The organism is Streptomyces sp. NPDC058459, from assembly GCF_042721685.1.
GTDB lineage: Bacteria > Actinomycetota > Actinomycetes > Streptomycetales > Streptomycetaceae > Streptomyces.
In genome coordinates, this window is the sequence record NZ_JBHXLV010000223.1 from 1 (window position 1) to 10,515 (window position 10,515).

Genomic DNA, 10,515 nt, shown 5'->3' on the forward strand with positions numbered 1-10,515 from the left:
GGCGGATCTCCCGCCCGCGTACGGATCGCGCCTACCCCAGCGGCACCGGCTCCGGCAGCCCCACCGGCCAGGTGTGCACCGGCTCCCCGGCGTGCATCAGCTCGGCGTACCGGCGCGTCGTCGCGGCCAGCGCCTCCTCCCGGCCGTGGCCCTTCTCCAGTGCGCGGTGGAAGGTGGCGGCCTGCCAGGACGCGCCGTTGACCCGCTTGCGGCAGCGCTCCTCGATGACCCCGAGGTAGAAGTCGCGGTCGGCGGCCTCGATCCCCCACGCGTCCAGCCCCGCCGCGGCCATCGGCAGCAGTTCGTCGCGGACCAGGGTGACGGCGTCGACCTCGGCCGTGCCGCCGTAGCGGCCGCGCCGGGGCCAGGTGAAGCGGGCGTCGATGCCGTACCGGCAGGCAGCGTCGAAGTTGGCCTCGGCGGTCTCGAAGGGCAGCCGGGTCCACACCGGGCGGGACTCCTCGGCGAACGCCCGCACCAGCCCGTAGTAGAAGGCGGCGTTGGCGATCACGTCGGTGACGGTGGGTCCGGCGGGCAGCACCCGGTTCTCCACCCGGAGGTGGGGAACGCCGTCGGCGACGTCGTAGACCGGGCGGTTCCAGCGGTACACCGTGCCGTTGTGCAGGACGAGTTCGGCCAGCAGGGGCACTCCGCCGGCGTCGAGGACCTCCAGGGGCTCCTCATCGTCGCAGATCGGCAGCAGGGGCGGGAAGTAGCGCAGGTTCTCCTCGAACAGGTCGTGGGCGTCGGTGATCCAGCGCTCGCCGAACCAGGTGCGCGGCCGCACGCCCTGGGCCTGGAGTTCGGGCGGGCGGGTGTCGGTGGCCTGGAGGAAGAGCGGCGGCCGGGACTCGCGCCACAGCTCGTGTCCGAACAGGAAGGGCGAGTTGGCGCCGACCGCGATCTGCGCGGCCGAGACCGCCTGCGCCGCGTTCCACACGTCGGCGAACCGGTCCGGTGTCACCTGGAGGTGCAACTGCACGGAGGTGCAGGCGGCTTCGGGGACGATGGAACGCGAGGTGCAGCGCAGATGCTCCACGCCCTCGATGTCGAGCCGGAAGTCCTCGCCGCGCGCGGCGACGATCTGGTCGTTGAGGAGGGCGTAGCGGTCCACCTCGGAGAGATTGGACGAGACCAGGTCGTCCCGGCCCAGCGTGGGCAGGATGCCGGTCATCACGATGCCGGCGTCCACCTCGCCCGCCTTGCGGTCGGCGTAGGCGAGGGAGGTGCGCAGTTCCTCCGCGAGCCGGTCGAACACCCGGTCGCCGAGCCGGTGCGGCGCTATGTTGACCTCCAGATTGAACATGGCCAGTTCGGTCTGGAAATCGCGGCTGGCGATCCGCTCCAGTACCTGGCCGTTCAGCATTTTCGGCATACCGTCGGGGCCGGCGAGATTCAGTTCGATCTCCAGTCCCATCAGGTTCTTGGGACGGTCGAACCGTTTCTCGGCCAGCAGTCGCTCCAGTCCCGCCAGGCACTTCTGGAGCTTTTCTCGGTAGCGCTGGCGATCGGACAGGTCGAACGGGCCTGCCACGACCTTCTCCCCCATGGAAGTGTCCCTCCTCGGATGGGCGGCCCGAAGGTCCGGCCGCCGGGGTCCCGGATCGGTTGGGATGATGCCCAGCGGAAGCGATCGATAACGCCGCATCCGGCCTCGCCGCCCATTATTCTGACGGAAGTGTCCTGCGGCACATTCACGAGGCATGCCGCAGCACGCATCTTCGGGTGCCCTGATCGTCTCGTGAAAAACGCCGACGACAATCGGCCGACCGCGCCGACGACGCACGGCGAGGTCAGGACCGCCCCACGGCCGGGAAATCGGGATCATCAGCACGTATCCACGACCGGATATCGCCTTGCTTCGACCAGCGAAATCGCATAGTCGAAACAACCGGTTAACACGCGTCGTATAAACTTGTCGGACAGGGCCGAAGGATGGTGCCTCGGTACCGGTTTCTGACGCGTTTCCGCCGCATTCCGGCCGTTGGGTGACGGCCGGCGGATCTCCGTCGCAGCCGCGCCCGCTCCGTACCCCGCCACCTCGGCCTGCCACCCTGTGAGCAGACAGCGCCGTCCGCCCCGCACGCTCCACCGCCATCGCGCCGCCGCGCCTGTCGAACGAGAGGCGACCCACCATGCCGCTGCACGTGCCCCCCGCGCCCGCGCCCGCGCTGCACTCCGTCCTCACGGCCCTCGGTTCCCCCACCGCGGTCCGCGAGGCGCGCACCCCGACCCTGCGTGCCGCGCAGGGCCCCGTCACCCCCGAACTCCCGCTCGCCCTGCATGTGCTGGACCACATCACCCCCGAGGGCCTGTCCGCGACGCGGCTGACGGGCTGGCGGTTCGTCATCCGCTCCGGCGACCGTCCGGTCGCCGCGGCGGACACCGTGCTCACCCCGGACGGCTGGGCCTTCTCGCACTTCTTCGAGGGCCCCTACATCCCCTCCACCGAGCGGGCGCTCCAGCAGGCCGAAGCCCTGCTCCAGCCCCATCAGCCGCGCCTGCTGTCGGTGCCGGGCCTGTACATGCTCACCCTGTGGCTGCACGGCGATCCCACCGCCGACCCGGCCGAGGGGCATCCGGCCGCCACGGACCTGCTGGTGCCGCTCGCCCCGGCGCCGCCCGGCATCCGGGCCCACCGGCCGCACCGGGTCTCGGAGTTGCTGCCCGTGCTGACGCATCGTGCGACCCCCGTACCCCTTCTCGGCTCACCCGCCTGACCGCCTTCGCCGCCTTTCACGCGTACCCCGCTTCCCGGCACGGAAGCGGGGTACCGTCTTTTCTCCGGGTACGCCTGATTTCTGCTCCGGCCACGGGCATCCCCGTGCGCCCCCGGATATTTCGCTCGTGCGAGTAATTGACCGCTCCTACGAGCGAATAACCGACGCTCCGCCGAGCGGACTAGCCCTTTCCGGTCACCCGGAACCACCCGAAGGGACAGTGGGGTCGGATTGAACCGTCCGCGCGGGTGACGCGTCATGAAGGAGTAAGGAGCGGTGCTGCCAAATCCCTGCGGAACGACGCCCGGCGGGCAACACTGATTCCCACTGATGTTTCACCACGGGGGACGGACATGACCACGACAAAGCGAGAGATCCCGCCCATGTGCCAGCATCAACCGACCTGCCCGCCAGCCGAGTCCGCCGACCGCGAGTCGGCCCGTCTCGTGGCGCACCACCCGGAACAGGGGTGGAGTCTGCTGTGCAACGGCGTTCTGCTCTTCGAGGACACCGGTGAGCTGCTGCCCGACGGCCGGGTCATCGCCCCGCACCGCCCGCTCGCCACGTCGCAGGTGATGACCGCCGCCTGAGCCGCACCCGGGGCGGCCCGCGAAGACCGCCCGACGACACGAAGGGGCCGGACGCACACCAGGTGCGCACCGGCCCCGACGCGCGTCCGGAGCGGATACCCGGGGCGATCGTCGCCGGCTGGTCGGATCGGCCGTACGGGAGTGGGATGGAAGGAGGACGCGCGAGCGGCCCGTCCCCCGAGGAGCGTGGAGTCATGTCCGGATACGACGCCCCCTTGGCCACCCGGGTGGTCGTCGGTGTGAGCGGTTCCCTGGGCAGCGTCACGGTACTGCGCCGGGCCACCGCGCTGGCCCGCCGGCTGGCCGCCGAGCTGTGGCCGGTGCTGGCCTGGACGCCGCCCGGCGGTGATCCGACCGGCCGGCGCTCCGTCGTCGCCGATCCGCTGACCGAGGAGTGGCGGCGGCTGGCGGAACACCGGCTGACCTCGCTGCTCGACGACCTCTTCGGCGAGGAGGGCCCCGGCATCCCCCTGCACGCCGTGATCGTGCGCGGCGCGCCGGGCCGGGCGCTGCTGGCGGTCGCGGACCGCGAGGACGACCTGCTGGTCGTCGGCACGGGCCGCCGCGGCCTGCGCCGGGCCTTCTCCGGCCGGGTCTCCCGGCACTGCCTCGCCCACGCCGGCTGCCCGGTGCTCGCGGTGCCGCCCTCGCCGCTGGAGTCCGAGCTGTCCGCCGTACGCCGCCGCAACGCCTGGCACCGGCGCATGGACATCCGCGGCCTCTGACCCTTTCGCGCGCTGGGCTGCGGAGCGTCCCGGCGCGGGGCAGCATGGACAGGGTGCACACGACTCCCGAAGGATCTTGTCCGAGATGACGCTCGGTGTCCGCTCCCGGAGCCCGGACCACCTGTCCCCCGGCTTCGCCGGCACACCGCTCTTCCCGTCCACGCACGCTCCGGGCCTTCACCTTTCGGTGCGTCAGCAGCCCCCGTCGGCCCATTCTTAACGCAGGATTGACGCCCTCCCCCTCCCGGAAGCCATGGGTGTGGCGTCACTCTCCGCATACGCTGGTCCGGCTGTCCGTGTGATGACCGCAGGCAGCCGAGCCGCACCACCTGGAGCACGCCGATGGCCACGACCGAGCACCCTCCCAGCCGCATGCGCGGCTGGATGCTTCAGGGGCTCTCCGACATGGGCAAGAGGGGCGGCCTGACCGGGCCGCACGCCGAGCCCGAACCCCCGCACCGGGGCCAGCGCTGGTGGCGGGTGATGTGCCTGACGGGCGTCGACTACTTCTCCACCCTCGGCTACCAGCCGGGCATCGCCGCCCTGGCGGCCGGCCTGCTCTCTCCGCTGGCGACCATCGTGCTGGTCGTCGTCACCCTGGCCGGCGCCCTCCCGGTGTACCGGCGGGTGGCGCAGGAGAGCCCGCACGGGCAGGGCTCCGTCGCCATGCTGGAGCGGCTGCTGTCCTTCTGGAAGGGCAAGCTGTTCGTCCTGACCCTGCTGGGCTTCGCGGCCACGGACTTCCTGATCACCATCACCCTCTCCGCCGCCGACGCCTCCACCCACCTGGTGGAGAACCCGCACCTGACCAGCACGCTGGGCGGCCACCAGATGCTGATCACCCTGATCCTGGTGGCGCTGCTCGGCGCGGTGTTCCTCAAGGGCTTCCTGGAGGCCATGGGCGTGGCGGTCGCCCTGGTCGGGGTCTACCTCGGACTCAACATCGTCGTGGTGGTCAGCGGTCTGTGGCACGTACTGACCGCCGAGCACGTGGTGACGGACTGGACCAGCGCGCTGACCGTGGAACACGGCAATGTCTTCGCGATGATCGGCGTGGCCCTGATCGTCTTCCCCAAGCTCGCGCTCGGCCTGTCCGGCTTCGAGACCGGTGTCGCCGTGATGCCCCATGTCCAGGGCGACGAGGGCGACACCGAGGAGCATCCGGCGGGCCGCGTCCGGGACACCAAGAAGCTGCTCACCACCGCCGCCGTCATCATGAGCTGCTTCCTGATCACCACCAGCTTCATCACCACGCTGCTGATCCCGGCCGACGAGTTCAAGCCCGGCGGCCAGGCGAACGGCCGCGCCCTCGCCTTCCTCGCGCACGAGTACCTGGGCAGCGCCTTCGGCACGGTCTACGACGTCTCGACCATCGCCATCCTGTGGTTCGCCGGCGCCTCCGCCATGGCCGGCCTGCTCAACCTGATGCCCCGCTACCTCCCCCGGTACGGCATGGCGCCGCACTGGGCGCGCGCGGTGCGCCCGATGGTCATCGTCTTCATCCTGATCGCCTTCCTGGTCACCTGGCTCTTCGACGCCGACGTGGACAAGCAGGGCGGCGCCTACGCCACCGGTGTGCTGGTGCTGATCAGCTCGGCCGCCATCGCGGTGACCATCGCCGCGCGCAAGGCCGGGCAGCGCGGCTGGACCATCGGCTTCGGCGTCATCTCCGCGGTGTTCCTGTACACGACCGTCGCCAACGTCATCGAGCGCCCGGACGGTGTGAAGTTCGGCGCCTGCTTCATCGCAGGCATCATGCTCGTGTCCCTGCTGTCCCGGCTGGCCCGCTCCTTCGAGCTGCGGGTGACCAGTGTGGCGATGGACCCTATGGCGGAACGTTTCGTCCGGGACATGGCCAGCCGGAAGATCCGGTTCATCGCTAACGAGCCGGACAACCGGGACCGGGCCGAGTACCGCGACAAGATCGAGCAGATCCGCACCGACAACGACATGCCCGAGCAGGAGGACTTCGTCTTCGTCGAGGTCACGGTGGCCGACCCCTCGGAGTTCGAGAGCTGTCTGACCGTGCGCGGCGAGGTGCTGCACAACCGCTACCGGGTGCTGGCCGTGGAGTCCTCCTCCATCCCCAACGCCCTCGCCGCACTGCTGCTGCACGTACGGGACCTGACCGGGCGTACGCCGCACATCTTCTTCGAGTGGACCGAGGGCAATCCGTTCGCCAACTTCCTGCGGTTCTTCCTCTTCGGGCAGGGCGAGGTAGCCCCGGTCACCCGCGAAGTGCTGCGTGAGGCGGAGCCGGACCGGGCCCGCCGCCCCCGGGTGCACACCGGTTGACCCGTCCGGGCGCCTCTGGCGTCCCGTCCCGGTCCACGCGCGCCGACCTCTCGTCCTATGGTGACCAGCATGCAGTCCTACACGATCGGCCAGGCGGCCCGGCTCCTCGGCGTGAGCCCCGACACCGCCCGGCGCTGGGCCGACGCCGGCCGCATGGCCACCCACCGCGACGAGTCAGGGCGCCGCCTGATCGCGGGTGAGGCCCTCGCCGCGTTCTCCGTGGAGCTGGCCCAGTCAAGCGGGACGGCCGAGGAGGAGACCTCCGTCACCTCCGTACGCAACGCGTTCCCCGGCATCGTCACCGCCATCAAGCTCGGTGACGTGGCCGCCCAGGTGGAGATCCAGGCGGGCCCGCACCGGCTGGTCTCGCTGCTCACCCGCGAGGCGGTCGACGAACTCGGGCTGGAGGTGGGCATGGAGGCCACCGCCCGGGTGAAGTCGACGAACGTGCACATCGACCGCTTCTGAGCGGCACCGGACGCGGACGGAGTTCCGCCCCGTCAGCTCGCCGTGAGCGCGGCCCGGTCCGCGGAGCGGGGCGCCGCGGCGCCGAAGTGGTAGCCCCCGTCGACCTGGATGCCGGTGATCCCGCTGATGTGCCGGGCCCCGCAGCGGTCCTGCGGCAGCACCAGTTGGGGCCCGGCAGCGTCCAGCGGCGCCCCGTCCATCGTGAGGGCCAAAAGTACGGGGGCGTCCGCGAAGTCGGGGTCGATCTCGGCCCAGCTCAGCACCGCCCGGTGCCCGTCGGTACCGGTCACGGAGATCAGGAACCTCAGCCGGTCCTTGCGGCGCACGGGGTCGAACTCGGGCCCCGCGTCGGTCAGTACGTGATACAGCCGCGGCCCGGAGAACAGATGCCGCTGAACACCGCTGGTGGCGCACTCGAAGCTGACATCCACCCGGAACTGAGGCCATACCCACAGGTCAGGAACGGTGAGCCGGGCGGGTCGGACCAGATCGCCGGTCAGGGCCAACTGAGCGAGCGTCACCGCGACCACCTCCCCTCGATGATTACCCTCCGGACCCTTACGGACAAACGCATATGCCAGCCCCGGATAACAACTTCGCAGCTCATGCGATGTGAAGACCGACTTACGTCTCGCACATGCGGCAGTATTATCGGCCCAGTGGCCGATCCCCGGCCCGCTTGGAAGGGCGCGACCGCTGTTCCACCGAGACGAGGAGTAGAAACCCGTGATGACCCGTTCCGCACGCCGGACCCGCCGGACGCTGCAGCTGGCCGGTGTGGGAGTCGCCGCCCTCCTGGCGCTCAGCGCCTGCTCCAACTCCGACGGGTCCACGCCCGCCAAGGCCGACGGCTCCGGCTCCGCCTCCCCGAAGCTGTCCGGCACGGTCACCGTGTTCGCGGCCGCCTCCCTCAAGGAGAGCTTCACGGCCCTGGGCAGGCAGTTCGAGCAGCAGCACCCCGGGACCGAGGTCGCCTTCAACTTCGGCGGCAGTGACACGCTCGCCGCCAGCATCACCGGCGGTGCCCCGGCGGACGTGTTCGCCGCCGCCAGCCCCAAGACGATGAAGATCGTCACCGACCGGAAGGGCACGACGAGCGCCCCGTCGTCCTTCGCCCGCAACCAGCTGGAGATCGCCACCGAGCCGGGCAACCCCGGCAAGGTCGCCTCGCTGAAGGACCTCACCGACCCGAAGCTCAAGGTCGTCCTGTGCGACAAGACCGTGCCGTGCGGCGCGGCCGCGCAGAAGGTGCTGACCGCCGGCGGCGTCAAGCTCACCCCGGTCTCCTACGAGCAGGACGTCAAGGCTGCCCTGAACAAGGTGGAGCTGAAGGAGGCCGACGCGTCCCTGGTCTACAAGACCGATGTGAAGTCCGCCGGTGGCAAGGTGGAGGGCGTGGAGTTCCCCGAGTCCGAGGGCGCGATCAACGACTACCCGATCGCCCCGCTGAAGAACGCGCCGAACGCCGGCGCGGCCGCCGCCTTCATCGCGCTGGTCAAGTCCCCCGAAGGCCAGAAGGTGCTGACCCAGGCCGGCTTCCTCAAGCCGTGACCGAGCCGAAGCAGCCCGGCGCGGCGGCCCGTCACGGCAGGGACGGGCCGCGGCGCCCGCCTGTCCGCGCCGCCCGCCGTGACGTGCCGGCCGCACTGCTGGTGCCGGGCCTGCTCGCCATGGCGTTCCTGCTGGTCCCGCTGCTCGCCCTGCTGGTACGCGCCCCCTGGCGCGACCTGCCGTCCCAGCTCGCCGGCACCGAGGTATGGCAGGCGCTCCGGCTCTCCCTGATCAGCGCCACCGCCGCCACCGCCGTCGCCCTGGTGCTCGGCGTGCCGCTGGCCTGGCTGCTGGCCCGTACGGAATTCCCCGGCCGGGGTCTGGTGCGGGCCCTGGTGACGCTGCCGCTGGTGCTGCCGCCGGTCGTCGGCGGTGTCGCCCTGCTGCTCGCCCTCGGCCGCAACGGCATCGTCGGCAAGTCGCTGGACGCATGGTTCGGGATCACCCTGCCGTTCACCACCGCCGGCGTGGTGATCGCGGAGGCGTTCGTCGCCATGCCGTTCCTCGTCATCAGCGTCGAGGGCACCCTGCGGGCGGCCGACCCGCGCTACGAGGAGGCCGCCACCACGCTCGGCGCCTCCCGCTTCACCGCGTTCCGCCGGGTCACCCTGCCGCTGATCGCCCCCGGCGTCGCGGCGGGCGCCGTACTGGCCTGGGCCCGCGCACTCGGTGAGTTCGGAGCCACGATCACCTTCGCGGGCAACTTTCCCGGCCGCACCCAGACCATGCCGCTCGCGGTCTACCTCGCCCTGCAGAACGACCCGGAGGCAGCCATCGCCCTCAGCCTGATCCTGCTGGCCGTGTCGATCGCGGTGCTGGCGGGTCTGCGGGACCGGTGGATGACGGGAGTGTGACGGTGCCGCGAGGACGGAAGACACCGAGCACGCCGGCGCCCACGGAGGACGGCCGCCCCATGACCGGCATCGACGCGCCGTCCGCCCTGCTGAAGACGGCGGACGAACAGGGGCTGGACGCCCGCCTGGTGGTCGACCGGGGGAACTTCCGGCTGGACGTGGGCCTGCGCGCGGCTCCCGGTGACGTCGTCGCGCTGCTGGGCCCGAACGGCGCGGGCAAGACCACCGCGCTGCGTGCCCTCGCGGGCCTGGTCCCGCTCTCCGAGGGCCGGCTGCGGCTGGACGGAGCCGCGCTGGAGCGCGTCCCCCCGGAGAGGCGTCCGGTAGGGGTGGTCTTCCAGGACTATCTGCTCTTCCCCCATCTGTCCGCGCTGGACAACGTGGCCTTCGGCCCGCGCTGCCGCGGCTTCGGCAAGGCGGAGGCGCGCGCGCAGGCCGCCGGCTGGCTGGAGCGCATGGGCCTGGCCGACCACGCGGGCGCCAAACCCCGCCGGCTGTCCGGCGGCCAGGCCCAGCGGGTCGCGCTGGCCCGTGCGCTGGCCACCCACCCCAGGCTGCTGCTCCTGGACGAGCCGCTCGCCGCGCTGGACGCCCGTACCCGCCTGGAGGTCCGTTCGCAGCTGCGGCGGCATCTGGCCGAGTTCGAGGCGGTCGCGGTGCTGGTGACGCACGACCCGCTGGACGCCATGGTGCTCGCGGACCGGCTGGTGGTGATCGAGCACGGCCAGGTGGTACAGGAGGGCACGCCCACGGAGATCGCCCGGCACCCGCGCACCGACTACATCGCGCAACTGGTCGGCCTCAACCTCTACCGGGGCGAGGCCGACGGGCACACCGTGAGGCTGGACGGCGGGCCGACCATCACGACCACAGAGGATCTGTCGGGACCGGTGTGCGTCGCGTTCCCCCCGGTCGCCGTCACCCTGTTCCGGGACCGCCCGACCGGGGCGAGCGCCCGGAACCTGTGGCGCTGCGAGGTCGCCGGCATGGAGACCCGCGGCGACCAGATCCGCGCGGACCTCACCGGGGAGATCCAGCTCGCCGCCGACCTGACCACGGCCGCAGCAGCCGAGCTGGACCTGCACACGGGCGCACCGGTCTGGGCGACCGTCGAGGCGACGCGGACCCACGCATACCCGGCGTAGGACCGCTCAGCCACCGCGGTGTGGCGATGGTCTCGGTCACGGTCACGGCCGGGCGGCGAGCTGCCACCGGCGGAGGGCGACTCCGTGGCGGCGCTGATGAAGTCCGCCGAGGTCTCGCCCGCCACGGCCCGAGCGGCTGCGAGCGGGCCCCCCGCCCGGTTCCGGGC

At 71.5% G+C, this 10,515-nt stretch carries 10 protein-coding genes; 8 read left to right on the forward strand and 2 right to left on the reverse strand.

Annotated elements, in window-relative coordinates:
* Positions 1-31: 31 nt before the first annotated feature.
* Entirely contained in the window at positions 32-1,549 is a 1,518-nt protein-coding gene (locus tag ACFWN1_RS28225; protein ID WP_384367818.1) for a glutamate--cysteine ligase, read from the reverse strand.
* A gap of 586 nt (positions 1,550-2,135) precedes the next feature.
* Between ACFWN1_RS28225 and ACFWN1_RS28230 the strand changes: the two genes are divergently transcribed.
* From ACFWN1_RS28230 to ACFWN1_RS28250, 5 genes are all read left to right on the forward strand, one after another.
* Positions 2,136-2,720 (forward strand): hypothetical protein, encoded by a 585-nt coding sequence (locus ACFWN1_RS28230; protein WP_384367821.1) that lies wholly within the window; start codon positions 2,136-2,138, stop codon positions 2,718-2,720.
* 383 nt (positions 2,721-3,103) lie between these two features.
* A complete protein-coding gene (locus ACFWN1_RS28235) occupies positions 3,104-3,310 on the forward strand; it encodes a DUF5999 family protein (RefSeq protein WP_384367845.1) in 207 nt (68 codons plus the stop codon).
* A 194-nt stretch (positions 3,311-3,504) separates the two neighbouring features.
* On the forward strand, positions 3,505-4,035 hold the full coding sequence (locus ACFWN1_RS28240) for a universal stress protein (RefSeq protein ID WP_384367824.1): 531 nt from the start codon (positions 3,505-3,507) through the stop codon (positions 4,033-4,035).
* A 342-nt stretch (positions 4,036-4,377) separates the two neighbouring features.
* The gene (locus ACFWN1_RS28245) at positions 4,378-6,330 is read left to right on the forward strand and encodes an amino acid transporter (protein ID WP_384367827.1); all 1,953 of its coding nucleotides are present in this window, start codon (positions 4,378-4,380) and stop codon (positions 6,328-6,330) included.
* 69 nt (positions 6,331-6,399) lie between these two features.
* Complete coding sequence (locus ACFWN1_RS28250) at positions 6,400-6,798, forward strand: molybdopterin-binding protein (protein WP_384367830.1); 399 nt, start codon at positions 6,400-6,402, stop codon at positions 6,796-6,798.
* 32 nt (positions 6,799-6,830) lie between these two features.
* Here ACFWN1_RS28250 and ACFWN1_RS28255 read toward each other — a convergent pair whose 3' ends face one another.
* Positions 6,831-7,319, reverse strand: a complete 489-nt coding sequence (locus tag ACFWN1_RS28255; protein WP_384367833.1) for a molybdopterin-dependent oxidoreductase — start codon at positions 7,317-7,319, stop codon at positions 6,831-6,833.
* A gap of 208 nt (positions 7,320-7,527) precedes the next feature.
* Here ACFWN1_RS28255 and modA point away from each other — a divergent pair, with 208 nt between their 5' ends.
* Genes modA through ACFWN1_RS28270 form a run of 3 tightly spaced genes read left to right on the forward strand, consistent with a single transcriptional unit; the run spans position 7,528 to position 10,348 of the window.
* Entirely contained in the window at positions 7,528-8,349 is an 822-nt protein-coding gene (gene modA / locus ACFWN1_RS28260) for a molybdate ABC transporter substrate-binding protein (RefSeq protein ID WP_384367836.1), read from the forward strand.
* A complete protein-coding gene (modB, locus tag ACFWN1_RS28265; RefSeq protein ID WP_384367839.1) occupies positions 8,346-9,203 on the forward strand; it encodes a molybdate ABC transporter permease subunit in 858 nt (285 codons plus the stop codon). Before modA ends, modB begins: the two co-directional genes overlap by 4 nt.
* 59 nt (positions 9,204-9,262) lie before the next feature.
* On the forward strand, positions 9,263-10,348 hold the full coding sequence (locus tag ACFWN1_RS28270; RefSeq protein WP_384367842.1) for an ABC transporter ATP-binding protein: 1,086 nt from the start codon (positions 9,263-9,265) through the stop codon (positions 10,346-10,348).
* The last annotated feature ends 167 nt before the right edge of the window (positions 10,349-10,515 follow it).

What these genes read in the sequence shown, in the direction of transcription:
- ACFWN1_RS28250 (WP_384367830.1), top strand. Translation starts at nt 6,400, where the DNA reads ATGCAGTCCTACACGATCGGCCAGGCGGCCCGGCTCCTCGGCGTGAGC.
- ACFWN1_RS28240 (WP_384367824.1), top strand. Translation starts at nt 3,505, where the DNA reads ATGTCCGGATACGACGCCCCCTTGGCCACCCGGGTGGTCGTCGGTGTG.
- ACFWN1_RS28225 (WP_384367818.1), bottom strand. Translation starts at nt 1,549, where the DNA reads ATGGGGGAGAAGGTCGTGGCAGGCCCGTTCGACCTGTCCGATCGCCAG.
- ACFWN1_RS28245 (WP_384367827.1), top strand. Translation starts at nt 4,378, where the DNA reads ATGGCCACGACCGAGCACCCTCCCAGCCGCATGCGCGGCTGGATGCTT.
- ACFWN1_RS28230 (WP_384367821.1), top strand. Translation starts at nt 2,136, where the DNA reads ATGCCGCTGCACGTGCCCCCCGCGCCCGCGCCCGCGCTGCACTCCGTC.
- ACFWN1_RS28270 (WP_384367842.1), top strand. Translation starts at nt 9,263, where the DNA reads ATGACCGGCATCGACGCGCCGTCCGCCCTGCTGAAGACGGCGGACGAA.
- modA (WP_384367836.1), top strand. Translation starts at nt 7,528, where the DNA reads ATGACCCGTTCCGCACGCCGGACCCGCCGGACGCTGCAGCTGGCCGGT.
- ACFWN1_RS28235 (WP_384367845.1), top strand. Translation starts at nt 3,104, where the DNA reads ATGTGCCAGCATCAACCGACCTGCCCGCCAGCCGAGTCCGCCGACCGC.